This is a genomic window from Sphingomonas sp. PAMC26645, from assembly GCF_004795835.1.
Classification (GTDB): domain Bacteria; phylum Pseudomonadota; class Alphaproteobacteria; order Sphingomonadales; family Sphingomonadaceae; genus Sphingomonas.
On sequence record NZ_CP039249.1, the window covers coordinates 1,485,825 to 1,511,224 of the forward strand.

The 25,400-nt window shown below is 66.2% G+C and carries 23 protein-coding genes and 1 tRNA gene; 12 read left to right on the forward strand and 12 right to left on the reverse strand.

The features are described 5' to 3' along the window. A complete protein-coding gene (gene aroA / locus E5673_RS06995; protein WP_136189424.1) occupies positions 1 to 1,335 on the reverse strand; it encodes a 3-phosphoshikimate 1-carboxyvinyltransferase in 1,335 nt (444 codons plus the stop codon). A 99-nt stretch (positions 1,336 to 1,434) separates the two neighbouring features. Here aroA and E5673_RS07000 point away from each other — a divergent pair, with 99 nt between their 5' ends. Continuing rightward, positions 1,435 to 1,761: a TIGR02300 family protein gene (locus E5673_RS07000; RefSeq protein ID WP_031395784.1), complete on the forward strand. Its 327-nt coding sequence runs from the start codon at positions 1,435 to 1,437 to the stop codon at positions 1,759 to 1,761. Between the two features lie 83 nt (positions 1,762 to 1,844). Beyond that, positions 1,845 to 1,920, forward strand: a tRNA-Ala gene (locus E5673_RS07005). A gap of 46 nt (positions 1,921 to 1,966) precedes the next feature. Here E5673_RS07005 and E5673_RS07010 read toward each other — a convergent pair. Beyond that, the gene (locus tag E5673_RS07010) at positions 1,967 to 2,860 is read right to left on the reverse strand and encodes a LysR family transcriptional regulator (protein WP_136189425.1); all 894 of its coding nucleotides are present in this window, start codon (positions 2,858 to 2,860) and stop codon (positions 1,967 to 1,969) included. A gap of 123 nt (positions 2,861 to 2,983) precedes the next feature. On the opposite strand from E5673_RS07010, the gene E5673_RS07015 reads away from it, so the two are divergent. From E5673_RS07015 to E5673_RS07035, 5 genes are all read left to right on the forward strand, one after another. Continuing rightward, positions 2,984 to 4,150 (forward strand): isovaleryl-CoA dehydrogenase, encoded by a 1,167-nt coding sequence (locus E5673_RS07015; protein ID WP_107961668.1) that lies wholly within the window; start codon positions 2,984 to 2,986, stop codon positions 4,148 to 4,150. A 148-nt stretch (positions 4,151 to 4,298) separates the two neighbouring features. After that, entirely contained in the window at positions 4,299 to 5,900 is a 1,602-nt protein-coding gene (locus E5673_RS07020; RefSeq protein ID WP_136189426.1) for a carboxyl transferase domain-containing protein, read from the forward strand. A 4-nt stretch (positions 5,901 to 5,904) separates the two neighbouring features. Continuing rightward, positions 5,905 to 6,387, forward strand: a complete 483-nt coding sequence (locus E5673_RS07025; RefSeq protein WP_136189427.1) for a nuclear transport factor 2 family protein — start codon at positions 5,905 to 5,907, stop codon at positions 6,385 to 6,387. Between the two features lie 159 nt (positions 6,388 to 6,546). Continuing rightward, on the forward strand, positions 6,547 to 8,385 hold the full coding sequence (locus tag E5673_RS07030; protein WP_136189428.1) for an acetyl/propionyl/methylcrotonyl-CoA carboxylase subunit alpha: 1,839 nt from the start codon (positions 6,547 to 6,549) through the stop codon (positions 8,383 to 8,385). Further along, positions 8,385 to 8,846: a MaoC family dehydratase gene (locus E5673_RS07035; RefSeq protein ID WP_136189429.1), complete on the forward strand. Its 462-nt coding sequence runs from the start codon at positions 8,385 to 8,387 to the stop codon at positions 8,844 to 8,846. Before E5673_RS07030 ends, E5673_RS07035 begins: the two co-directional genes overlap by 1 nt. Here the strand turns inward: E5673_RS07035 and E5673_RS07040 are convergent. Both E5673_RS07040 and E5673_RS07045 read right to left on the reverse strand, forming a co-directional pair. Next, positions 8,840 to 10,630: an IlvD/Edd family dehydratase gene (locus E5673_RS07040; protein ID WP_136189430.1), complete on the reverse strand. Its 1,791-nt coding sequence runs from the start codon at positions 10,628 to 10,630 to the stop codon at positions 8,840 to 8,842. The two genes, E5673_RS07035 and E5673_RS07040, sit on opposite strands and share 7 nt — an antisense overlap. A gap of 24 nt (positions 10,631 to 10,654) precedes the next feature. Beyond that, a complete protein-coding gene (locus E5673_RS07045) occupies positions 10,655 to 11,800 on the reverse strand; it encodes an aldose epimerase family protein (RefSeq protein ID WP_136189431.1) in 1,146 nt (381 codons plus the stop codon). Between the two features lie 142 nt (positions 11,801 to 11,942). On the opposite strand from E5673_RS07045, the gene E5673_RS07050 reads away from it, so the two are divergent. Together E5673_RS07050 and araD1 are read left to right on the forward strand one after the other, a co-directional pair. After that, entirely contained in the window at positions 11,943 to 13,259 is a 1,317-nt protein-coding gene (locus E5673_RS07050; protein WP_136191393.1) for a sugar MFS transporter, read from the forward strand. Between the two features lie 162 nt (positions 13,260 to 13,421). Beyond that, positions 13,422 to 14,417 (forward strand): AraD1 family protein, encoded by a 996-nt coding sequence (gene araD1, locus E5673_RS07055; RefSeq protein WP_136189432.1) that lies wholly within the window; start codon positions 13,422 to 13,424, stop codon positions 14,415 to 14,417. A 2-nt stretch (positions 14,418 to 14,419) separates the two neighbouring features. On the opposite strand, the gene E5673_RS07060 is transcribed toward araD1, so the two are convergent. Together E5673_RS07060 and E5673_RS07065 are read right to left on the reverse strand one after the other, a co-directional pair. Then, positions 14,420 to 15,826, reverse strand: coding sequence for a HAMP domain-containing sensor histidine kinase (locus E5673_RS07060; protein ID WP_136189433.1), 1,407 nt, complete (start codon positions 15,824 to 15,826; stop codon positions 14,420 to 14,422). Positions 15,827 to 16,007: 181 nt separating this feature from the next. Next, positions 16,008 to 16,673, reverse strand: a complete 666-nt coding sequence (locus tag E5673_RS07065; RefSeq protein ID WP_136189434.1) for a response regulator transcription factor — start codon at positions 16,671 to 16,673, stop codon at positions 16,008 to 16,010. 110 nt (positions 16,674 to 16,783) lie between these two features. Between E5673_RS07065 and E5673_RS07070 the strand changes: the two genes are divergently transcribed. Beyond that, positions 16,784 to 17,422, forward strand: coding sequence for a hypothetical protein (locus tag E5673_RS07070; RefSeq protein WP_210731817.1), 639 nt, complete (start codon positions 16,784 to 16,786; stop codon positions 17,420 to 17,422). 76 nt (positions 17,423 to 17,498) lie between these two features. Here the strand turns inward: E5673_RS07070 and E5673_RS07075 are convergent, their stop codons facing one another. The 5 genes from E5673_RS07075 to E5673_RS07095 all read right to left on the reverse strand — a co-directional run bounded on the left by E5673_RS07075 (position 17,499) and on the right by E5673_RS07095 (position 22,385). After that, positions 17,499 to 17,720, reverse strand: coding sequence for a hypothetical protein (locus E5673_RS07075; protein WP_136189435.1), 222 nt, complete (start codon positions 17,718 to 17,720; stop codon positions 17,499 to 17,501). Continuing rightward, positions 17,717 to 18,850: a PepSY domain-containing protein gene (locus E5673_RS07080; RefSeq protein WP_136189436.1), complete on the reverse strand. Its 1,134-nt coding sequence runs from the start codon at positions 18,848 to 18,850 to the stop codon at positions 17,717 to 17,719. The genes E5673_RS07075 and E5673_RS07080 overlap by 4 nt, the downstream gene beginning before the upstream one ends. Positions 18,851 to 19,095: 245 nt before the next feature. Further along, positions 19,096 to 19,989: an SDR family oxidoreductase gene (locus E5673_RS07085; protein WP_136189437.1), complete on the reverse strand. Its 894-nt coding sequence runs from the start codon at positions 19,987 to 19,989 to the stop codon at positions 19,096 to 19,098. Positions 19,990 to 20,048: 59 nt separating this feature from the next. Then, positions 20,049 to 21,668, reverse strand: a complete 1,620-nt coding sequence (locus E5673_RS07090; protein ID WP_136189438.1) for an OFA family MFS transporter — start codon at positions 21,666 to 21,668, stop codon at positions 20,049 to 20,051. 42 nt (positions 21,669 to 21,710) lie between these two features. After that, a complete protein-coding gene (locus E5673_RS07095) occupies positions 21,711 to 22,385 on the reverse strand; it encodes a fumarylacetoacetate hydrolase family protein (protein ID WP_210731818.1) in 675 nt (224 codons plus the stop codon). Between the two features lie 123 nt (positions 22,386 to 22,508). Between E5673_RS07095 and E5673_RS07100 the strand changes: the two genes are divergently transcribed. After that, complete coding sequence (locus tag E5673_RS07100) at positions 22,509 to 23,603, forward strand: catalase family protein (protein WP_136189440.1); 1,095 nt, start codon at positions 22,509 to 22,511, stop codon at positions 23,601 to 23,603. A gap of 1 nt (position 23,604) precedes the next feature. Then, entirely contained in the window at positions 23,605 to 24,387 is a 783-nt protein-coding gene (locus tag E5673_RS07105) for a metallophosphoesterase (protein WP_247599617.1), read from the forward strand. A gap of 148 nt (positions 24,388 to 24,535) precedes the next feature. Here E5673_RS07105 and E5673_RS07110 read toward each other — a convergent pair whose 3' ends face one another. Beyond that, positions 24,536 to 25,324, reverse strand: coding sequence for a hypothetical protein (locus E5673_RS07110; RefSeq protein ID WP_136189441.1), 789 nt, complete (start codon positions 25,322 to 25,324; stop codon positions 24,536 to 24,538). Between the last annotated feature and the right edge of the window lie 76 nt (positions 25,325 to 25,400).

A 25,400-nucleotide genomic window follows, 5' to 3' on the forward strand; every position in this document is an offset into this window, starting at 1 on the left:
TTAATTCCCCCGGCCGGTAAGCGCGTCGAGCGACCGGAAGAACACGGGATAGCTCGTCGCCACCGGCGATACATCATCGATCGTGACGGGCTGAACGGCGCCAAGTCCAGCCACGACCATGCTCATTGCGATGCGGTGGTCGAGTTTCGAGGCCACCCGAGCGCCACCGCGAATCGCCGCGCCGCCCGAGCCGGTGATCGCCATGCCGTCCTCATACTCTTCGCACACCACGCCGCACGCTTCGAGCGCGATCCGCATCGTCGTGATCCGGTCCGATTCCTTGACGCGCAACTCATGCGCGCCACGCGCGATCGTCGTACCGGTCGCGAAAGCCGCGGCGACGAACAGCACGGGATATTCGTCGATCATGCTCGGCGCGAGATCGGCAGGCACTTCGATCGCGGTCAGGGGCGCGTGGCGGACGCGCAGATCGGCGACCGGCTCGCCACCGACGGTGCGCGGGTCGAGCTCGGTAATATCCGCGCCCATCATGCGCAGAGCCGTGACGATCCCGATCCGCGTCGGGTTCAGCCCGACATTGCGCACGACGATATCCGACCCCGGCACGATCGACGCCGCGACGAGCCAGAATGCCGACGACGACGGATCGCCCGGCACGACGATATCCTGCGGCTTCAGGTCCGCTTCGCCGGTGATCGAGATGATGCGGCCCTGGTTCGTCTCCTCGACGGTCAGCTTAGCGCCAAACCCCGTCAGCATCCGCTCGCTATGATCGCGCGTCGCGACCGGCTCGATAACCCGCGTGATCCCCGGCGTGTTGAGCCCAGCCAGCAAAATCGCTGACTTTACCTGCGCCGACGCGACCGGCAGCGTGTATTCGATCGGCACCGCGGGGCACATCCCGCGCACCATGAGCGGCAAGCGCCCGCCCGGCGAGGACGTGATGTCCGCCCCCATCTGCGACAGTGGCTCGATCACGCGCCCCATCGGCCTACCCGACAGCGAAGCGTCGCCGGTAAAGGTGCAGGTGATTGGATGGCTCGACACGAGGCCCATCAGCAGCCGCGTCGACGTGCCAGAATTGCCCATCTCCAGCGCAGTCTCGGGCTGGAGCAACCCGCCCACGCCAACACCGTCCACGGTCCAGATTCCGTCCTCACCACGCTTGATCGTCGCCCCCATCGCGCGCATCGCAGCCGCGGTGGCGAGCACGTCCTCGCCCTCCAGCAACCCTTCGATCCGACTGGTGCCGACAGCTAAGCTCGCGAACATCAACGCGCGGTGGCTGATCGACTTGTCGCCGGGGACTGCGATCGAACCGGTCAAAGGACCGCGCGCGACGACGTCCATCGAAGTGGGGAGGGGGTGTGCCATGGGGCCGGGCTTTTGACAGTGGCCTTGCGCTATGGCAAGGCGCGCCCACTTTGCGAGGGTATCCCCCCGCAATCCATTCATCCGAAAGGTTCTATCGGCATGATCAAGCCGGAATGGGGCACGAAGCGTTCGTGCCCGAAATGCGCGACGCGTTTCTACGACCTCGAAAAAGCCGACCCTGTGACCTGCATCGAATGCGGGTATGCCTGGGAGCCCGAGCCCATCCTGAAGTCGAAGCAGCCGCTGCCGTTCGAGGTCGCCAAGCCCGACACCAAGAAGCCCGACGCGGATCTCGAGGGTGACGAGGAAGAGGACATCGCCTCGATCACCGGCGAGGACGAAGAGCCCTCGGCGGACGACGAAGTCGATCTGGGCGGCGACGACGACCTCGGCGTCGAGACGCCGCAGGACGAGCACGAGCGTTAAGTTTGAATATTTTTGGCAGGCGGCATTTACGCCGCTTGCCAACCCGGGCGGGTCCGGTTAGTGACCCGCCTCCCAACGGGAATGGGGCCGTAGCTCAGCTGGGAGAGCGTTCGCATGGCATGCGAAAGGTCAGGGGTTCGATCCCCCTCGGCTCCACCATTCCTCCGTTGATGACCGGTCCGCCGGGGCAGCTTATTATATAACGTCAGTCGAGATCGTCGGCACCGGCTGCGGCCGCGTGTAGGTCCCTGAACGTCTCCTCGATCGCCGCGACCATGACGCTTCCCTCGATCCGCGAGGCGGAATCGTTCGCCACCAACACGCCTACGCGGCGCGTCGGATCGAAGCCCGTCAACCGAATCATCGCGATGCCCTCGCTCGCGAAACTCAGAGGCATGACCGTCATACCCAGCCCTGCGCGGACATAGGTCAGCGCGCGGTCGTCGCTGACGGTGCGGGCGGCCATGAACGGGCGCACGCCGCGCGCGGTAAAGAAGCGGCTCGTTTCGGCCAGCGCTTCGCAGTGGCGGCGGACGATCATCGTTTCCTCCGCGACGTCGGCGACCGCGAGCGTGGCGCGTCCGGCCAGCCGGTGGTCGCTCGCCACCGCGACTGCGAATCCCTCCTCGAACAGTACGCGACCGCGCGCATCGTCGCCGATCGCGCCGAGCATCACGTCGATCCGCCCGCGATCGAGCAGCGCGACGAGTTCGCTGCTCCGTCCCTCGACGACTTCGAGGCGTTCGGTGGTCGAGGCGCGTCGCGCCCGGCTTAATGCGGCAGCGATCCAGGACGGCGGTAACGTCGTTGCGATCCCGAGGCGGACGAGCTTGGTAGGCGCTGTGTCCTGCAAATCCCGTTCGGCGGCGGCGAACTCGGCTTCGATCCGACGCGCATGCACGGCGAACCGCGTGCCGGAGGGCGTAAGTTCGATCCGCCGGTTGGTCCGCAGGAACAGCGTCTGTCCGAGCGAAGCCTCCAGCTTGGCGATGCCGACCGACAGCGTCGGTTGCGAGATCCGGCACTGCGCGGCGGCACGCGTGAAATTGCCCTGGTCGACGACCGCCAGAAAGTAGCGCAACACATAACGTTCGATCATGCGTGTCTGATCATAGCGGGGGGAGCCATAGACGGTGTCTATCGCATGTGTTCGGTCGTATCAATTTCTCTTGGACGCAGCGACCGAGTATCATGCCAGCAACACAAGGTCTGGAGAGGCTGCATGATACCCGATTTCGATTTCGCGCTCGGCGAGTCCGCGGACATGATCCGCGAGAGCACGCACCGCTTCGCCACCGACAAGATCGCGCCGCTGGCCGCGAAGATCGACGCCGACGACTGGTTCCCGCGCGAGCTGTGGCCGGCGATGGGCGAACTCGGGCTCCACGGCATCACCGTCGAGGAAGAGTTTGGCGGTCTCGGCCTTGGCTATCTCGAGCACGTCGTCGCGGTCGAGGAAGTCTCGCGCGCGTCCGCCTCGATCGGGCTCAGCTACGGCGCGCATTCGAATCTTTGCGTCAACCAGATCCGCCGCTGGGGCAATCCCGAGCAGAAGGCGAAGTATCTGCCCAAGCTAGTGTCCGGCGAGCACGTCGGCAGCCTCGCCATGTCCGAGGCGGGCGCCGGCTCCGACGTCGTCTCGATGAAGCTGAAAGCGGTGAAGACAGACACCGGCTACGTCCTCAACGGCACGAAGTTCTGGATCACCAACGCGGCCTATGCCGACACTTTGGTCGTTTATGCGAAGACCGGCGAGGGTTCGCGCGGGATCACCGCGTTCCTGATCGAGAAGGACATGCCGGGCTTCGCGATCGGCCAGAAGATCGACAAGATGGGTATGCGTGGCTCGCCCACGGCGGAGCTCGTCTTCACCGATTGCGAGGTCCCGTTCGAGAACGTGATGGGCCCCGAGAATGGCGGCGTCGGCGTGCTGATGTCGGGCCTCGACTATGAGCGCGCGGTGCTGGCCGGGATCCAGCTCGGCATCATGCAGGCGTGCCTCGACGTCGTGATCCCCTATGTGCGTGAGCGGAAGCAGTTCGGGACGGCGATCGGCCAGTTCCAGCTGATCCAGGCGAAGGTCGCCGACATGTACGTCGCGCTGAGTTCGGCGCGCGCGTACGTCTATGCGGTGGCGAAGTCGTGCGATGCGGGCAAGACGACCCGGTTCGACGCGGCGGGCGCGATTCTGCTGGCGAGCGAGAGCGCGGTGAAGGTGTCGCTCGAATCGATCCAGGCGCTGGGTGGGGCAGGATATACCAAGGACTGGCCGGTCGAGCGGTTCATGCGGGATGCGAAGTTGCTCGACATCGGCGCGGGGACGAACGAGATTCGGCGGATGCTGATCGGGCGCGAGTTGATAGGTGCCGCCCCCAAGGTGGCGCAGTGACGGCCACCGCAAATCCTCCCCGGCACGGGGAGGGGGACCGCGTAGCGGTGGAGGGGGCTCACCCCGCGCGCAACGCCGGCGGAAGCCCCCCTCCACCCTTCGTCCAAGCGGACGAACGGTCCCCCTCCCCGTGCCGGGGAGGATTGGCATGACCGCCCCCGTCCTGACCTCCGCGCTGTCCCCCGACAGCGAGACCTTCCGCGCGAACGCGACCCACAACCGCGCGCTCGCCGAAACCCTCCGCGAGGACGTCGCCCGCACCGCGCTAGGCGGCAACGCCAAGTCCCGCGAGCGCCACACGTCGCGCGGCAAGCTCCTCCCGCGCGACCGCGTCGAGCGCCTGCTCGACCCAGGCTCGCCCTTCCTCGAGATCGGCCAGCTCGTCGCCAACGGCCTCTACGACGATGAAGTCCCCGGCGCCGGCCTGATCATCGGTATCGGCCGCGTCTCCGGTCGCCAGTGCATGATCGTCTGCAACGACGCGACGGTGAAGGGCGGCACCTACTACCCGCTCACCGTCAAGAAGCACCTCCGCGCGCAGGAGATCGCGCAAGAGAACCGGCTCCCCTGCATCTACCTCGTAGACAGCGGCGGCGCGAACCTGCCGCACCAAGCCGAAGTCTTCCCCGACCGCGATCATTTCGGCCGCATCTTCTTCAACCAGGCCAACATGTCCGCGCTCGGCATCCCGCAGATCGCCTGCGTCATGGGCAGCTGCACCGCGGGCGGCGCGTACGTCCCCGCGATGTCCGACGAGACGATCATCGTTCGCGGGCAGGGGACGATCTTTCTCGCCGGCCCGCCGCTGGTCAAGGCCGCGACCGGCGAAGTCATCTCGGCCGAGGAACTGGGCGGCGCCGATACGCACGGTCGCCGATCGGGCGTGGTCGATCACGTCGCCGAGAACGACGAGCACGCGCTGACGATCGTCCGCGACATCGTCTCGACGCTGCAACCGCAGGCGCAGACCGCGGTGAACCTCCAGCAGCCCAAGCCGCCGAAATTCGCTCCCGAAGAACTGTACGGCATCGTCCCCAGCGACGTCCGCGCGCCCTACGACGTCCACGAAGTCATTGCGCGCCTCGTCGACGGCAGCGAGTTCCACGAGTTCAAGGCGCTCTACGGCACCTCGCTCGTTTGCGGGTTCGCGCACATCTGGGGCATCCCGGTCGCGATCCTGGCCAACAACGGCGTGCTGTTCAGCGAGAGCGCACAGAAGGGCGCGCACTTCATCGAACTCGCCTGCCAGCGGAAGGTCCCGCTGCTGTTCCTCCAGAACATCTCCGGCTTCATGGTCGGCGGCAAGTACGAGGCGGAGGGCATTGCCAAGCACGGCGCCAAGCTCGTCACCGCCGTCGCCACCGCGACCGTCCCGAAGATCACGGTATTGATCGGCGGCAGCTTCGGCGCGGGCAATTACGGCATGTGCGGCCGCGCCTATTCGCCGCGCTTCCTGTTCACCTGGCCCAACAGCCGGATCAGCGTGATGGGCGGCGAACAGGCGGCATCCGTCCTCGCCACCGTCCACCGCGACGCGGACGGCTGGACGCCCGAACAGGCCGAAGCCTTCAAGGCACCCGTCCGGCAGAAATACGAGGACGAGGGCAACCCCTGGTACGCCACCGCGCGCCTCTGGGACGACGGCATCATCGATCCCGCCCAGACCCGCGACGTGCTTGGCCTGGCCTTCGCCGCGACGCTCAACGCTCCCATCCCCGAACGCCCCGCGTTCGGCGTGTTCAGGATGTAACTCGATGATCCTGCTGTCACTTCTCCTCGCCGCCGGACAGATCACCCCGGTCCAGCCGATCGTCAAGGGCACCGGCCTGCCGCCAGCGGCAATGACCGAAGAGGCCGGCGTCATGGTCCCGATCGACGCGCTCTTCGCCGCGCTCGCCGCGCGCGACGGGCAGGCCATCCTTACCCAGGTCCGCCCCGAAGGCAGCGCCACCGTCGCCGAGGAAAAGCCAGACGGCACGCACTCGGTCCGCCGCACCAGCTGGCCCGACTTCGCCGCATCGATCAAGCCCGGCCCCGAACGCTACGCCGAACGCCTCACCGATCCCGCGGTCGACATCGACGGCGACATCGCGATGGTCTGGTCGCCCTACGTCTTCACGATCGACGGCAAGGTCTCGCATTGCGGCACCGACCATTTCGACATGGTCCGCGACGCCGGCCGCTGGAAGATCGCCAACCTCACCTGGTCGAAGCGCACCACCGGCTGCGCGAACTGACATGGCCTGTCCTACACCGCCCGCATCGGCTTATGCCGGGATGACCATGATGAAACAGTCGATCCTCTCCGCCGATCTTGCTGCCGTCGAGGGGCTTTCGAGCCCGATGTGCACATCGCTGGAGCGTCTGCACTTTGTGCACTTCCGCGGAGCGAATCGATGATCGAGTCCCTCCTGATCGCCAATCGCGGCGAGATCGCCTGCCGCATCATCCGCACCGCAAGGGCGCTCGGCATCCGCACGATAGCGGTTTATTCGGACGCTGACGCGAATGCGCTCCACGTCCGCCAGGCCGACGAAGCCGTCCATATCGGCGCATCCCCGGCACGCGAAAGCTACCTAGTCGGCGACCGCATCATCGCTGCCGCCAAGCAAACCGGCGCCGAGGCGATCCACCCCGGCTACGGCTTCCTGTCCGAGAATGCCGACTTCGCCCAGGCCGTGCTCGACGCCGGCCTGATCTGGGTCGGCCCCAACCCCCACAGCATCCGTGCCATGGGCCTGAAGGACGCCGCGAAACAGCGCATGATCGCCGCTGGCGTGCCCGTCACGCCCGGCTATCTCGGCGAGGACCAGTCCCCCGAACGTCTGAAGGCGGAGGCCGACGCGATCGGCTACCCCGTCCTGATCAAGGCGGTAGCCGGCGGCGGCGGCAAGGGCATGCGCCGCGTTGATACGGCCGCCGAGTTCGCCGATGCGCTCGTCTCGTGCCAGCGCGAGGCGGCCTCGTCGTTCGGCAACACCGACGTGCTGATCGAGAAATACATCCTCTCGCCGCGCCATATCGAGGTGCAGGTCTTCGGCGACAGCCACGGCAACGTCGTCCATTTGTTCGAACGCGACTGCTCGCTCCAGCGCCGCCACCAGAAGGTGATCGAGGAAGCGCCCGCACCCGGTATGGACGCCGCCACCCGCGACGCCATCTGCGCCGCCGCGGTCAAGGCTGCCAAGGCAGTCGATTACGTCGGAGCCGGCACGATCGAGTTCATCGCCGACGCCAGCGAAGGCCTCCGCGCCGACCGCATCTGGTTCATGGAAATGAACACGCGGCTCCAGGTCGAGCATCCGGTCACCGAAGAGATCACCGGCCAGGACCTCGTCGAATGGCAACTCCGCGTCGCGTCGGGCGAGTCGCTGCCCAAGCGCCAGGACGAACTGGTAATCGACGGCTGGGCGATGGAGGCACGGCTGTATGCCGAGGATCCCGCCAAGGGGTTCCTGCCGTCGATCGGTACGCTCGAACGCTTCGATCTCGGCACCACCGCACGCGTCGATACCGGGGTAGAGCAGGGCGCTGAAATCTCGCCCTTCTACGACCCGATGATCGCCAAGGTCATCGCCTGGGGCGAAGACCGCGAGACCGCGCGTGAAGCCCTGGCGCATGCGCTCGACGGCGCGGTCGTCTGGCCGGTACGCTCCAACGCGGGGTTCCTCGTCGAGGCGCTCGACCATCCCGACTTCGTGGCGGGCACGCTCGACACCGGTCTGATCGCGCGCGAAGGCGACGCGCTCATGCCGCCGACGCACCCGACGGAAGAGGCGTTGGCCGAGGCCGCGGGCGCGCTCGTCTCTACCGATCCGATCTCGGGCTTCCGTCTCAATGCGGCGCCGGGCCGTAGCGCGACGTTCCTGCTCGACGGCGAACCGGTCGAGGTCGAACTCGACGGACAGGCCGGAACGACGTCGGCGTTCGAAGACGTCCTGATCTCCGAAGCCGGCCAGACCTGGCAGCTCAAGCCTTGGCGTGCATCTGGTGTCGCTGCGGGCGGAGCAGCGGACGGCGCGATCCTGTCTCCCATGCCCGGCCGCATCATCGCGGTCGACGTCGCGGCGGGCGATACCGTCGTCAAGGGCCAGAAGCTGGTCACGCTCGAGGCGATGAAGATGGAGCACTCCCTGACCGCGCCGTTCGACGGCATCGTCGCGGACCTGAACGCAATCGAGGGCGGGCAGGTGACCGAGGGCACCATGCTCGTTCGCATCGAGAAGGATAGCTAATGGCCGGCCGCTATTTCGACGATTGGAGTATCGGCGACCGGATCGAGCACGAGATCCGCCGCACGGTGACCGAGACGGACAACCTGCTGTTCTCGACGATGACGCACAACCCGCAGCCGCTCCATCTCGATATCGAGGCGGCGAAGGCGAGCGAGTTCGGCCGGATCCTCGTCAACGGCACCTTCACCTTCGCGCTGATGGTTGGGCTGTCGGTCGGCGAGACGACGCTCGGCACGCTCGTCGCCAATCTCGGCTACGACAAGCTGGTACACCCGAAGCCGGTCTTCATCGGCGACACGATGCGCTGCGAGACCGAAGTTACCGAGCTGAAACCCAGCAAGTCGCGCCCGAACGCGGGCATCGTCACCTTCACGCACCGGCTGATCAACCAGCGCGACGAGATCGTGTGCCAATGCCTGCGCACCGCCCTGATCGAGCGGCGCGCGGTCACGACTCAGTGATTGTCGCGGGGTAGGCCCATCGTCTGCGCGATCCGCTGGTACTTCTCGGCACCCTCGAGGATCGCGCCGGTTTCCATCTGGCCGACAGTGGCGCGCTGGATCTCCTGCCACGGCGTCTGCGAGCGCGGGAAGGCATAGCCACCCGCCTCGGTCAGCGCACGGCGGCGCTCGGCGAGTTCCTCGTCAGAGATCAGCACGTTGGCGCTGCCCTTGGCAAGATCGATGCGGACACGGTCGCCGGTCCGAATCAGCGCGAGCCCGCCCATTGCCGCGGCTTCCGGCGAGGCGTTGAGGATCGAGGGCGAGCCCGACGTCCCCGACTGCCGCCCGTCGCCGATGCAGGGAAGGGCGTGGACGCCTTCGCGGATCAGGTATGCAGGCGGCCGCATGTTGACGACTTCCGCCGCACCCGGATAGCCGATCGGCCCTGCGCCGCGCATGAACAGCAACGTATCGGTGGTGATACCAACCGCGGGATCGTCGATCCGCGCATGATAATCCTCGGGGCCGTCGAACACGACCGCGGGGCCCTCGAACGCTTCGAGATCGTCCGGGTTGGACAGATAGCGCGCGCGGAACTCGGGGCTGATGACGCTGGTCTTCATGATCGCCGAGTCGAACAAATTGCCGCGCAACACGATGAAGCCAGCGTCCTCGAGCAGCGGCGTCGCGAACGGGCGGATGACGCGCTCGTCCTCGATCGTCGCGGTCCGGCAATTGTCGCCGATCGACTTGCCGTTCGCGGTCATCGCGTCCTCGTGGATCAGCCCCTGCTTCATCAGCTCCGCAACCACCGCGGGCACGCCGCCGGCATGGTAATAATCTTCGCCGAGATATTCGCCGGCGGGCTGGAGATTGACCATCAGCGGCACCTTGTGGCCGTGCGTCTGCCAGTCGTCGATCGGGAGGTCGACGCCGATGTGGCGCGCGATCGCGGCGAGATGGATCGGCGCGTTGGTCGAGCCGCCGATCGCCGAATTGACGACGATCGCGTTGTGGAACGCCTCCTTGGTCAGGATGTCCGACGGCTTCAGATCTTCCGAAACCATGTCGACGATCCGCTTGCCGGTGCGATACGCGACCTCTTGGCGATCACGGTACGGCGCGGGGATCGCAGCCGAGCCGGGCAGCTGCATGCCGAGCGCTTCGGCAAGGCTGTTCATCGTCGTCGCGGTGCCCATCGTGTTGCAGTAACCGGTCGACGGCGCGGACGAGGCGACAAGCTTGATGAAGCCCTCATCGTCGATCGCGCCGGTCGCGAGCAGTTCACGCGCCTTCCACACGATCGTGCCGGAGCCAGTCCGCTCGCCTTTGTGCCAGCCGTTGAGCATCGGCCCCACCGACAGCGCGATCGCCGGGATGTTCACGGTCGCCGCGGCCATCAGGCACGCCGGCGTGGTCTTGTCGCAGCCGATCGTCAGCACGACGCCGTCGAGCGGATAGCCGTACAGTACCTCGACCAGCGCCAGATAGGCGAGGTTGCGGTCGAGCCCGGCGGTCGGGCGCTTGCCAGTTTCCTGGATCGGGTGAACCGGGAATTCGAGCGCGATGCCGCCGGCTTCACGGATGCCCTCGCGCAGACGTTCGGCGAGCACGAGATGGTGGCGATTGCACGGCGACAGGTCGCTGCCGGTCTGCGCGATGCCGATGATTGGCTTGCCAGAGCGTAGTTCCTCCAGGGACAGCCCGAAGTTCAGATAGCGCTCCAAATAGAGCGCGGTCATGTCGATGTTTTCGGGGTTGTCGAACCACGCGCGCGAGCGGAGCTTAGGCATGTCGGTCATGAGGAGCTTTCTGGAGATCGAATATCAGCGGGCGACGGAAAGGCGGTAGATCATCGCGTGATGATACGGCTTGCCCGGATCGACACGCGCGGAGATGAAATTCGGCTTGTTCGGCGCATCGGGGAATTTCTGCGGTTCGAGCGCGATGCCGTCGCCCATCCGGTACAGATGACCCTTCTTGCCGATGAACGTGCCGTCGAGGAAATTGCCGGTATAAAACTGCACGCCGGGCTCGGTCGTTAGGACTTCGAGCACGCGGCCCGAGACAGGATCCTCCAGCCGCGCAGCCAGTTCGGGCTCGGCGGTCAAGCCTTTATCGAGCGCGAAATTGTGATCGTAGCCATGGCCGTAGCGGATCTGCTGGTCGCGGCCGTCGCGGATGCCCTCGCCGACGATGCGGCCGTTTCGGAAATCGAACACCGTGCCGGCGACGGGCTGCAGCGTACCGGTGGGGATCAGCTTGTCGTCGACCGGCGTGATCGCCTTGGCGGGGATCGTCAGCCGATGGCCATACGCGCCCATCGCCGAGCCTTCGCCGCCGAGATCGAAGATGCCGTGGTTGGTCATGTTCACGATCGTCGGCTTGTCGGTCCTCGCGTCATACGCGATGCTGAGATTGCCGGCTTCGTCGAGCGTATAGGTGACGGTGACGTCCAGGTTGCCGGGATAGCCGGAATCACCGTCCGGGCTGCGGTAGCCCAGCACGAGCGTCGCGGTCGGGCCATTCGTCGCCGAGACGATCTTCCAGGCGACCTTGTCGAAGCCCTTGCCGCCGCCGTGCAGCGAATTGACCTTGTCGTTGAGCGGTAACTGGTACGCCTTGGCGTCCAGCGTGAAGCGGCCACCGGCGATGCGATTGGCGAAACGGCCGACCGTCACGCCGAAGAAATTGGGATGGTCGACGTAGGAGGCGAGATCGTCATAGCCGAGCATGACGTCGGCGATCTTTCCGTTGCGGTCCGGGCCCATCAGCGATTGCAGCGTCGCGCCGTACGACAGGATGCGCGCGGAGACGCCATGCGCGTTGCTGAGCGTCACGGCCTCGATCGCGGTACCGTCCTTGAGCGTACCGGCAGGCGTGCGCTTCGCCTCTGCCGCGTCGGCTGCGTGCGCGGAAAGCGCTGCCAGCAAGGTTGCCACGATGATCCCCGACTTTGTGATTGCGCGCATTCCGGTTCCCGTCCTTATTCGTCCGACGCCGTTGACGCGCCTTGTGTGGCTATATAGTCGGACAATATATTTCTGGGCAAGCCTTGCGGGAAAAGACTGTTGCAGTCACCGACAGGGCACGGAGGATGAAACGACTATGGCGATGCCGATACAGACGCAAAAGCCCGTTGACGCCGGGGCGGTGCATGCCGCGGGAGGCGCGCCGAGCTATCGATCCGCGCTCACGTTGCTCGCCAGCCTGTTCTTCATGTGGGGCTTCATCACGGTCATCAACAACACGCTGCTGCCGCACCTGCGCAGCGTGTTCGACCTCAGCTATACGCAGACGACACTGATCGAGAGCGTCTGGTTCATCGCGTATTTCTTCGCCTCGATCCCGTCGGCCAAGCTGATCGAGCGTGTCGGGTATCAGCGCGCAATGGTGTTCGGGCTCGGCCTGATGGCGGTCGGCGCATTGATGATGGTGCCCGCCGCGCGGCTGCCGTCGTACGGCGTGACGCTGGTCGCGCTGTTCGTGATCGCGAGTGGCATCACGCTGCTGCAGGTTGCGGCGAATCCCTACGTCGCCGTCGTCGGTCCGCCCGAGACAGCGTCGTCGCGGCTGAACCTCGTGCAGGCATTCAATTCGGCGGGTGCGACACTCGCGCCGCTGTTCGGTGGGTATCTGATCCTGGGTCGTTCGACCTCGGGTACTGCTGCCGCCGGCTCCACCGCGGTGCTGACGCAGGCCGAGCGGATTGCCGACGCGCAATCGGTCATGCTGCCCTATCTGATCGTCGCGGCCGTGCTGGTCGTGCTGGCGATCGTGATCGCGCGCTTCCCGCTGCCCGCGATGGGGTCTGCGACGCAGCGTTCGGCGAAGGCGGATCGCAAGGGCCAGTCGCTCTGGTCACATCGCAACCTCGTATTCGGCATCCCGGCAATCTTCATTTATCTGATAGCCGAAATTGGTGTCGCCAACCTGTTCATCAATTTCGTCAGCCAGCCGAACATCGGCAACCTGACGCACGAGCAGGCATCGCATTACCTGTTCATCCTGTGGGGCGGGATGATGGTCGGCCGGCTGATCGGCAGCGTCGTGATGCGCAAGATCCCTGCCGAGCGCGTGCTGGCATTTGCGAGCATCGGCGCCTGCGTCGTGATGCTTATCGCCACCTTCACCACAGGGCACGTCGCGATGTGGGCGCTGATCTCGGTCGGGCTGTTCCACTCGATCATGTTCCCGACGATCTTCACGCTCGGGATCAAGGGGCTTGGGCCGCTGACCGAGGAAGGGTCGGGTCTGCTCATCATGGCGATCGCGGGTGGGGCGCTGGTCATCGTCCAGGGTTGGCTCGCCGATACCTACGGTCTCCAGAACTCGTTCCTGCTGACTGCGGCGTGCGAACTTTACGTGTTGTTCTACGCGGTGTGGGGATCGCGGACAACCAACGCGTTGCCGGAACAAGCGGCGCGCTAAAGGGCCAAACTCTCCGATTTTCGTGGTCTGACAATTAGCCGGCCGGTTAGTGTCTGTTGCGTAGTTGAGCAAGGTCGAAAGTAGCACGATCGGCATCGCTAGCGGCTGTAATCAGTCCGAGTAATCAGGTATGTCCTTCGCTCGTTAGCAGGAGAAGTAGAAGTGAGCAGTTTGCGCCTATTGCAGCATCGCGCAGCGGACGGCACGCGGTCGGTGATCGCCGCTACCGACAAGGGCGCAAGCCTCGTCCCGGGCGTGGACAGCGTTCGTGAACTCGCAACGCGCGCGATCGCAGCGGGCACCGATCTTGCGACGGCGGTTCGGGCGTGCGGGACCGGCGCGGCAGTCGACATCGCCGCCGAACTTGCCGCCGGCCACCTGCTGTCGCCGATCGATCATGGCGATTCCGCACATCTCATCATGACCGGCACCGGACTGACGCATCTCGGCTCGGCGGAAGGGCGCGACAAGATGCACCGCGCTGCGGCCGCAGCCGAAACCCTGACGGATTCGATGCGCATGTTCCTCGACGGAGTCGCGGGCGGCAAGCCGGCGGTGGGCGAGACGGGCCAGCAGCCCGAATGGTTCTACAAGGGCGACGGATCCGGTCTCGTCGGGCCCGGCGGCGCACTTACCAGCCCCGCGTTCGCGCAGGACGGCGGCGAGGAGCCCGAACTCGCCGGCATCTATCTGATCGGCCCGGACGGTACGCCGTTCCGCCTTGGCCTCTGTCTTGCCAACGAGTTCAGCGATCACGTGACCGAGCGGCACAATTACCTCTGGCTCGCGCATTCCAAGCTGCGTCAGGCGGCGCTCGGTCCGGAATTGCTGACCGGCCCAATTCCCGACCATGTCGAGGGCATGAGCCGCATCCACCGCGACGGTGCGTTGCTTTGGGAAAAGCCGTTCCTCTCGGGCGAGGCGAACATGTCCCACACGATCGCCAACCTCGAGGCGCATCATTTCAAATACGACCTGTTTCGCCGGCCTGGCGACGTCCACGTCCATTTCTTTGGGACGGCAACGTTGTCGTTCAGCGAAGGCGTGACGACGCAGGAGGGCGATGTGTTCGAGATCGAGGCGCCGCCGTTTACGCTGCCGCTGCGCAACATGCTGGCCAAGGCACCGCCGTCGCCGGTCGTCGTCCGCGCGCTGTGATGTCAGCGGCGCTGAGGTAGCGTCAGGCGGACTAACAAGCCGCCGAGGACGGGGGAACGGTCGAGCGTCACCGTGCCCCCATTTAGTTCGGCGAGTTCGCGCGTGATCGACAGTCCGAACCCGTGACCGTCGCCGCGTTCGTCTAGACGACGGCCGGGCAGGACGGCTTGTGCCATGGCCGTGTCGTCGAGACCTTGGCCGTCGTCGGCGATCTCCAGCGTGACCGTGCCGTCGATCGGGTTCGCAGTGATCGAAAGCGCGGCGCGCGCGTGACGCCAAGCGTTGTCGAGGAGGTTGCCGATCATCTCGTCGAGATCCTGCGGGTCGATTGCGACGGCAAGCTCGTCGGCGATTGTGATGTCGACCGTCATCGGGCGATCGGCATGGATGCGACTCAACACCCCGACGAGATCGGCAACGGCGGGGGCGATCGGCGTCCGGGTGCGCGCGCCGCCGGTCGCATCCACGCGAGCGCGACCGAGGTGATGGCGGACTCGCCGATCGATCTGGTCGACCATGTCGCGGACGTCTGCGTCGGCGTTCGCTTCGGCTAGCTTGAGCGAGAGCGCGGCGAGGGGGGTCTTCAGCCCGTGGGCTAGGTTGGCGACGTGTTGGCGGGCGTGCGCGAGCCCGGCCGCGTTCTGGTCGATCAGTGCGTTGAGTTCGGTGACGAGCGGTTGCAGTTCGCCGGGCTGGTCCGCGGGGACGTGGCGTTCCGTGCCGGCGCGGACCGCGGAAAGCGCGGTGCGGAGATCGCGGAGGGGACGCAGGCCGAAGCGGAGTTGTACGAGGGTCGCGAGTGCGAGTCCGGCGCCGAGCAGGGCGAGCGAGCCGAGCAGGGGGATCATAGCCTCGCGCCAGGGCTCCTCGACAATCCGGCGGGGGCCGATCGCGGTGATCGTCACCGTGCCGCGCGGGGTGGCGACGTCCATGATGCGCGAGTGGAGGCGTTCGCCACTGCGGTCGCGGGACTCGCCGGGGTGGAGTTGGTGATCGTTGGGGCCACCGGGGCCGGGGGGACGCGAGCGTTCGTCATCGCGCGCTACGGCTAGTTGCGGCGGCGGCGGGGGAGCGATCGAGGCTGGCGGGAAGGTGGTGGCGGTCGGCGTCGCCCCGCTGTCGACGCGCCCAGCGGGACCATCGATGTGCCAGGACCAGTCGGAGCCGGGTTCGCCAAACTCGGGCAGGTCGATCGCTCGGGTGCGATCAAGCGTAGCATCGGGGCGGACCGCGCGCGCGAGCACCGCGACCTGCGCGTCGAGGCGCTCGTCGAGTCCGCGGGTGACGAAGCGTTCGAGGACGTGGCCGATCGTGACGCCCGCGAACAAGAGCGCGATTCCAGTCGAGAACGCGGCGATCGCGAGCATGCGGCCGAAGAGCGAGCGGGGGATGAGGCGGAGGCGGGTCATCGCCGGCTTCGCGCGCTGGTGTAGAGTGAACCGCCCGTCACATACCACCCCGGCGAAGGCCGGGGCCCAATTGGAGAGGTTTCGATTATGATGGACGACGCGCCATTACTATTCATCCCCAATTGGGCCCCGGCCTTCGCCGGGGTGGTGTCTTTGTTGTGGCGAATGGTTTGTCCGGTCATCACGACCCATCCGCCGTCAGCCGATACCCGCGGCCCCGCACCGTCTCGATCATCTGCGCACCGATCTTTCGCCGCAGCCGGCCGATAATAACCTCGATCGAGTTCGAGTCGACATCCGCATCGCCCTCGTAAACGCGCTCGATCAGGTCGGCGCGCTCGATGACGACTTCGCGGCGGAGCATCAGGGCGGAGAGTACGCGCCATTCGAACGCGGTGAGTTTCAGCGGCAAGCCGTTCAACTCGAACGTACCGAGTTGCGCGTCGAACGTCAGCGGCCCGCACGTGACTCGCGCCGCCGCATGGCCGGCCGCGCGGCGAACCAGCGCGCGCAGCCGCATCACGACCTCCTCGACACGGAACGGCTTCACGACATAATCGTCGGCTCCGGCTTTGAACCCCTCGACCTTTTCCGACCACCCGTCGCGCGCGGTGAGGATCAGGACGGGCAGGTCGCGTCCCGCCGCGCGCCAGTCGCGCAAGACCGATAGTCCATCGCGCTTGGGCAGGCCAAGGTCGAGCACCGCCGCGTCGTACAGTTCGGTTGCACCCAGATGGCCGCCATCCTCGCCGTTGGTCGCGACGTCGACCGCGAAATGCTCCGCGCGCAACGCTCGCGCCAGCCCGTCGGCGATCGCCGCATCGTCCTCGACCAATAATACCCGCATGCGTGTGTCCCTATGTCGATGACCACAACGGAAACTGAACGGCTTGGTTCAGCGGGCGTCGGCAGCGTGCGCTTAGACGGTGATTCGTCAACCAATGAGAGGAACGACGAATGACCGAACATTCCCATATCGAGCCGAACAAGCGCTTCAATCTCCGCCGCAACCGCTTGGCACTCGCTGCGGCCGGTTTGCTGGTGGTCGGTGGTGCAGCCGGTGCCGTCACCGTCGCCGCGACCCGTCCGAGCGTGACGATGGCGCCCGTCACGCCAACCGCGATCCGTTCGCTCCAGTCCGACGGCATCGTCACGATCCGCGGCACCGTCGCGGAGACCTACGGCAACAAGTTCGTGATGGCCGACCGCACCGGTCGCGCGCTGGTCGATCTCGGTCGGGAAGGCGATGGCAGCAACCTAGTCGCGGCCGGTCAGCCCGTGACGATCCAGGGCCGGTTCGAGGATGGCTTCGTCCACGCCTCGTTCTTGGTCGCGCCCGGTGGCAAGGTGACGGCGCTCGGCCCGGTCGGAGGCCCGCCGCGTGGTCCGCATGGTCCTGGTGGCCCCGGCCGCGACGGTCCGGGTCGCGACGGCCCTGGTGGACCGGGCGGTCCGAATGCTCCCGGCGGTCCGGGTGCTCCTCCGCCGCCGCCGGCGGGTATGGCACCCCCGCCGCCGCCAATGGCTAACGGTGCAGTCGCTCCCGCACCTGTTGCTCCTCCGATCGGGGTTCCGACGACCGCGCCGGCCCGCTAGGGTACGCCGGCGACCTGATGCCGTCCGCCTGACGATCACAATACTAGTGCGGAGCCGGTATCATGCCGGCTCCGCGTTATCGCCGTATCGGTGCGGTCCGGAGTTGTTGGCGGCGCTGTGCGGGTTCGGGCGGGCGGACCCAGTAGCGGCCGGTCACGACCAGCGGCAGCGCGAGCAGCAGGCCTGCGCCGACATCCCAGACGCCGTCACCGATCAACCCCGCGCCGAGCCCCGCGACGGTCGACACGCCAAGCAGGATTGGCAACGCGAAGATCTGGCCGTTGGTTTTGTGAGTCATGCGATTTCTCCCGCCATCACGACTTCGCGGACGCGCTGGTCGCTCGGACCGCCGCGACGACGCAGCCAAAGATACAGCCCGCTGCCGAGCACGATGATCGTTAAAATGTCGAAGAGCGCCCAGACGATCTTCATCGCGAGGCCGCCGTAATTCCCGAAATGCAGCGGCTGTGCGAGCAGCATCGCCTGCATGTACCACGGCATCGGCACGACCGCGTCGAGCCGTCCGGTCGCGGCATCGACGAAGCCGGGCAGCAACATCTTAGACGTCAGCGGCGTCGCGCCCTTTAGGAAGACGGCGTAGTGATGGTGGCTGCTGAAGACGACGCCAGGAAAGGCGATGAACTGCGGCTTCATGTCGGGCGCCTTGCGCAGCACGGCGTCGAGCGCGGCCTGTACCGAGGCGCGCTGGGCCGGCAGTGGCGTGCGCGCTTCGCTGGCGATGATCTCGGCGAGGCCGTTCGCTTTCCAGATGCCGGTGATCGGCACGACGAACGTGTTGATCGTGCCCGTCACGCCGACGACGCTCGCCCAGGCGAGCGTGACGATGCCGAGCAGGTTGTGGCGATCGAGCCAGCCGAGACGCTTGCTGCGTCCGCGACGTAATGTGCCGAAGTCGAGCTTGGCCATGAACGGTGCGTAGAGCACCACGCCGGAGACGATCGCCGCGAAGAAGAGCAGGCCCATCACGCCGAGGAAGATCTCCGCCCAGAAGCCGAGGAACATGTCGGTATGCAGCTTCAGGATGAACGCCATTACGCCGGGGACATAGGGCGGCATCTTCGTGCCCGTGCGCGCTTCGAAGGCGAGGAAGTGCATCGCTGCGGGGGCGGCATCGGGCGTTGGGCCGGTCGTGACGTAGACGATCGGGCGTTCGTCGTCGAAGCTGATGTAGAGAGGAATTTCGCCGGGGGCGGCCTTTGCAGCGCGGCCGAGAATGGCATCGAGCGACAGCGACGGCGTGCTTGCCGGCAGCGTTGCCATGGGCGCGGGCGGGTCGAGCCAGCCGTCGATCTCCTCGTCGAAGATCAGCGGCAGGCCGGTCACGCACAGCATCAGCAGGAATGCAGTGCAGATCAGGCTCGTCCATTTGTGGACGAGATACCAGGTCTTGATCGTACCGCGAGTCATGCGCGGGGAGTGGTCTTGACGAGGGGTATGATCTGCCGGGCGGTCACCAGCGCACAGGTACAGATTTGATAACGATGTGCAATAGCGGCGTTGGGGCTAGGGGCTTACCAGCTGATCCTCCCCCGCCAGGGGGAGGTGGCTGGCGATTGCCAGACGGAGGGGGAGGTTAGGGTTACAGTGGTTGCGCGTTCCTCCCCCTCCGTCACCTTCGGTGCCACCTCCCCCTGGCGGGGGAGGATTAAAGGTTAAGCCACCCCTGCGCCGCCGGTGACGCCGTAGACTTCACCCGTGATGTAGCTGCCCTCCTGCGAGGCGAGCAGCACGTACACCGGGGCGATCTCCACCGGCTGGCCGGGACGGCCGAAATGGCTCTTCGATCCGAACGTCTCGAGCGTTTCCTGAGGCTGGCCACCGCTGGGCTGAAGCACCGTCCAGAACGGGCCCGGCGCGACGACGTTGGCGCGGATGCCCTTCTCGATCAGCTGCTTGGCGAGACCCTTGGTGTACGCGACGATCGCCGCCTTGGTGGTCGCATAGTCGAGCAGATTGTCCGACGGATCATAGCCCTGCACCGACGCCGTCGTGACCACTGCCGCACCGACGGGAAGATGCGGGACGGCCGCCTGCACGAACCAGTGCAAAGCATAGACGTTGGTCTTCATCGTCTGGTCAAAATCGTCGGTCGAGATGTCGGCGACGGTCGGCCGCGTCTGCTGGCGCCCGGCGTTGACGACCAGCACGTCGAGGCCGCCGAACGCATCCACCGTCTGCTGCACGGCCGTACGACAGAACGACTCGTCCTTCACGTCGCCCGGCAGCGCGAGGGCCTTGCGGCCCTCCGCCTCGATCAGTGCGACGACTTCCTTCGCATCGGCCTCTTCGGCGGGGAGATAGACGATCGCGACGTCGGCACCTTCGCGGGCATAGGCGATCGCCGCGGCACGGCCGATACCGCTGTCGCCGCCGGTGATGAGCGCTTTGCGCCCCGCGAGCTTGCCCGAACCCTTGTAGCTGGTCTCGCCATGATCGGGTTTCGGATCCATCTTCGACGCGATCCCCGGCGCTTCCTGCGGCTGCTGCGGGAAGGGGGGCTGCGGATATTGCGTGCGCGGATCCTGCATCGTGAGCCGGTCGGCCATGGGGTGCTCCTGTGTCGATTGAGCAGGAGCAACCCATGCCGGCGCGGATAGGTTGCGTGCTATTTGAGCAGGATCAACGCCTTCGACAGCGTCATGTAGATCCCCCAGAGGATCGGCAACCCGACCGCGAGCCATGCGAAGACGACGATCGGCGAGGTGCCGGTTGCCGCCGCCGCCGTACCGCCAGCGATCGTGTCGACCGTGATCGGCCGGTCATCCGCCGCCATGTGGAACTTCGCTGCGACCGGCCGGACGAACAGGTTCGCGACGAACCCCGCAACCAGCATCGCCGCCAGCACAAGGAAAATCGGCGGATAGATATCGCTGCGGGGTACACCCGCCGCGATCGCGCGGTCACGCATGTTGGCGACGAGCAACGGCCCGACCACGCCCGCGGTCGACCAGGCGGTCAGCAACCGCCCGTGGATCGCGCCGACATACTTGGTCCCGAACAGGTCGGCGAGATACGCCGGCGCGGTCGCGAAACCACCGCCGTACATCGACGCGAGGATGCAGAAGACCAGGATGAACAGGCCCAGGGTGGTGCCCGCCAGTGCCGGTGCCGCGAACCCGTAGAGCACGGCGCCTGCCGCGAGGATCGTCGCGAACAGCGGCTTGCGGCCGATCCGATCGGACAGCCACGCCCAGAAGAACCGCCCGCCGATGTTGAACAGGCTGATCGCACCAACGAACCCTGCGCCGACCGCTGCGGCCGCCTTCTTCTGGTCGTCATCGAACGCGGTGAACAGCACGGTAGGCGCATCGATCAGCCGTCCGCCGAACAGCTCCTGCAACATCGGCGAGGCGATGCCGATGATCCCGATCGAGGCGGAGACGTTGAAGAACAGCACCAGCCACACCAGCCAGAATTGCGGCGTGCGGTGCGCGTCCGACAGCGCGACGTTGAAGCGGCTGATCGACGCCTTGGCGCTGGTCGGCGCGGTCCAGCCCGCCGGTGCCCAACCCTCGGCGGGCACGCGGTAACCGATCGCGCCGGCCATCATGAACACGAAATAGACGCTCGCTAGTACCAGGAACGTCTGCCACACGCCGACGCCATTGGGACTGGCGAAATGCTTCATGAGCAAGTCGGCGAGCGGTCCGCCGATCATCGCGCCGCCGCCAAAGCCCATGATCGCCATCCCGGTCGCCATGCCGCGCCGATCGGGAAACCATTTGATCAGCGTCGAGACAGGCGAGATGTAGCCGAGCCCAAGCCCGATTCCGCCGATGACGCCCGACCCGAGCCAGATCAGCCAGAGCTGATGCGTCGCGATGCCGATCGCGGCAATGCCCATGCCGCCGCACCAGCAGAACGCCGCGACGACGCCGGCTTTCCGCGGGCCTGCGCGCTCGAGCCAGCCGCCCCAAATCGCGGCGGCGGCGCCGAGCACGACGAAGAACAGTGTGTACGTCCAGACCAGGTCGCTGACCCGCCAGTCGCAGGTCGTGGTGGTCAGCGCGCCGAGCAGCGAGAGGTTGGGGCAGGCAACCGGATCGGTGATCCCGATCGCGCGCGACAGCGGCAACCAGAACACGCTGAACCCGTACGCCATGCCGATGCACAGGTGGATAGCGAGCGCGCAGGGGGGCACGAGCCAGCGGTTGAAGCCTGGCGCGGCGACGGTTCGCGCCCTGCTCAAGAACCCGGTGGCCCCTGTGTCGATCGTGTTCGTCATCCAACCCCCGCTTATTATCGGTATTGGCGGCAGCGTGGACGATCAGTCGGCGAATGTCACCATAAGCGTTTCGAAACCGTCGATCGTGGCGTGCACGGTCTGTCCGCGTCGGATCGGGCCGACGCCGGCGGGGGTGCCGGTGAAGATCAAATCGCCAGGGGCCAGCTCGACGGAGGTCGACAGCGTCGCGATGATCTCGGGCACGCTCCAGATCATCATCGAGAGGTCGCCGGACTGGCGTGTCTCGCCGTCGATTGCGAGCGCGATGCTGCCCTTGGTGGCGGGCACGCCCGGCGTGAGCGCGCCAACGGGGGCGGAGCGATCGAAGCCCTTCGCCATGTCCCACGGCCGGCCGGCCTTCTTCGCCGCCGCCTGGAGATCGCGCCGCGTGAGATCGATGCCGACGCCCGCACCGAAGATCACCGCAGCGGCATCCTCGACCGCGATATCCTTGCCGCCCTTAACGAGCGCGATCACCAACTCGACTTCGTGGTGCAGGTCTTCGGTCTGTGGCGGAAAGGGGATCGCTCTGCCGTTGGCGACGACCGCGTCGGCAGGCTTGGAGAAGAAGAACGGCTCCTGCCGGTCGGGGTCGGAGCCCATTTCGCGCGCATGATCGGCATAGTTCTGGCCGACGCAGAAGATCCGGCGGACGGGGAAGCGGTCGGACGTACCGGCGATGGCGACGGTCGGCGCGGTGATCGTGGGAATCTGCATGATGGCTCCTTCGCGCGCTCTCATCGACCGCGGACGCATGCTTTGCAACGGCCGCTCGCGGCAACGAACCGGAACGTCTGCCGACTCAACGGGTTACGGCTAGGCACTAACCGGAGATACCCAATGCCCAGCAACCAGCCCGTCCGTTTCGACCCGTCCGTCGAAACGATCGCTCCCGACGAGCAGGAGACTCTGCAAGGCATGAAGGACTCGTTCCAGGAGATCCTGGAGACGACGTCGCAGGACTATGGCCATGCCGTCCGCTCGGTCCATGCCAAGGCGCATGGTATCGCGCGCGGCACCTTCACGATTGCCGACAACCTTCCGCACGAACTCGCACAGGGGATCTTCGCGACGCCCGGCCGCCACGAGGCGATCATCCGCATCTCGACCAACGCCGGCGATATCCTCGACGACAGCATCAGCCTGCCGCGTGGTCTCGCGCTGAAGATCCTCGATGTCGACGGTGCGCGCTTGCCAGGCTCGGAAGGCGACACGACGCAGGACTTCATCATGGTCAATGGTCCGGCCTTCTCGGCGTCCGACCCAAAGGCCTTCGCCAAGAACCTGAAGCTGCTCGCGAAGACCACCGACCGCTTCGAAGGTGTGAAAAAGGCGATGTCCGCCACCTTCCGCGTCGTCGAGTCCGCGCTCGAGGCGGTCGGCGGCCAGTCGGCGACGCTGACCACGCTCGGCGGTGCCAAGCCCGTCCACCCGCTCGGCGAGACCTATTATTCGCAGACGCCGTTCCGCTTCGGCGATTACATCGCGAAGGTGGCGCTATTCCCGGTATCGCCCGAACTGACGCGACTGACCGGCGATCTGGTCGACATTACCGCACGCCCGGATGCTTTGCGCGAAGTCGTTCGCGAGGAGCTGGTCGAGCATGGCGGCAAATGGGAGTTCCGCGTACAGCTGAACACCGATGTCGAAAAGATGCCGATTGAGGACGCTTCGGTGGTCTGGGACGAGGTGGAGAGCCCGTTCGTGACGGTCGCGACGCTCGAAGTGCCGGCGCAGCTGTCTTGGGAGCAGGGTGTCACCGATCATACCGACGACGCGCTGTCGTACAGCATCTGGCACGGCATCACCGCGCATCAGCCACTCGGCGGGGTGAACCGCACGCGCAAGGATACGTACAAGCAGTCGGCGGACTTCCGCGGCAAGTTCAACGGTTGCCCGATGCACGAACCCGCCAAGCTGTCCGAACTCGCCTGACATGATGATGGGGGGCGCCGGATTGAAGCTGTTCCACGTCAGCGACGTGCATTTCGGCGCGGAGGACCCGGCGGCGATCGCCTGGTTCTCCGAACGCGTTGCCGAGGAGAAGCCGGACGCGGTCATCATGACCGGCGACCTGACGATGCGCGCGACGAAGGACGAGTTCCAGCAGGGGGGCGACTGGTTGCGCTCGTTGGGCGTGCCAGTGACGCTGGAAGTCGGCAATCACGACATCCCCTATTACTGGGATCCGTTCCGCCGGCTGTTCGCGCCTTACCAGCGTTATGCGGCGGTCGAGCAGATGATCGAAAAGCCGTTGGAGCTTCCGGGCGTCACCGTCGTGCCGTTGAAGACGACGGCGCGGGCGCAATGGCGATGGAACTGGTCTAAGGGGCGCGTGAGTTCCGGCTCGCTCAAGCGCGCGCTGGCGATGATTGCGAATGCGCCGAAGGGTAACCTTATCCTCATTGGTGCGCATCACCCTCTGATCGAGGGGGGGACGACGGGGACGGCCAAGACGCGGAATGGCAACGAGGCGCTGACGGCGTTGGCCGAGGCTGGCGCGCATGCCGTGTTGTCGGGGCACGTCCACGATCCCTTCGACGTGCCGGTCGAGCGGGCAGGGCGGATCATCCGAATGATCGGTGCGGGCACGCTATCGAAGCGCACGCGCGGCAGTCCCCCGGCGTTCAACGAAATCCGCGTCGAGGGCGGGCAGTTCGAGACGCTTGCACGGACGTTGTCGCCTGAGGCTAAGCACTCGATCACGAGTGAGATATGACTGAGGCTCTTATCCTCCCCCCAAGGGGGAGGTGGCTGGCGCTTGCCAGACGGAGGGGGAGGTAAGCGCCGACCGCTGTTCCGGGTCCTCCCCCTCCGTCACCTTCTCGGTGCCACCTCCCCCTTGCGGGGGAGGATCAGGAGCTTGCCTAGTCCGGCGCTCTGCCGGAATTGAACTCAATATCGATCTCGACCCAACCGCCGAGGATCTGCTTCCCGCCGACGCGCGGGGGACGGACGCGGAACTGCCAAGCGGCTTGTCGCATCGCGCGCGCCAGCCCCGAACCAACCGGCGACTCGCTGAGCGCCCGGCAATTCTCGACTTGGTAGTTCGCGATCATGCGGCAGGCGATCTTCGCCCAGCTGTTCGGCGGTGGCGGGCTCTTCAAATAGCCGTTGAGCTCCGCATCGGTCGGCCGGCGATACCATTCGACCTTGTAGAGCCGCTCGCCACCCGGGCCTTCGCCGGGGCCATAGGCCGCACCGCTATCCTTGCCCTTGCCCGAACCGCTGCCACCGTCACCGCCCGCAAGCTGGTCGTCGGGGTGCGACGGCATCTTCGAGATATCCGCAGCTTCGAACATTTCCATCCCGCCGAGCATCTTGATCGGCAGCGGTGGCGGCGATGTCGGCGGGGCAGGCGGCGCCTGCGCGGACGGGACTCTGGGTGCGGCGCGCTGCGGCGAACCGCCGCTCGCACGCTTTGCTTTGGTCGGTGAGGGCGTCCGCTTCTGAGGAGTAGGCGCAGTCTGATCCGGGGCGATCTGGAAGGTGACCGGCTCGCGGCGTTCCTCGGGCTTCGAGGTAACCGAGGGCGCCAGTCGCAACAGCAGTAGCAGGATCAGGACATGCGCGATGACGGTCAGCACGAACGCGCCGCTTCGCCGACGGGTCGAACCGCGCGTCTCGATCGACGAAGGATGGTACGCCGACCGCATCGGCAGTCCGCCTAGCCGCGGCAAGGCGCGACGGCAACGCCCGGCGTCGATGATCTTTTTGTCACCATGGTCACTG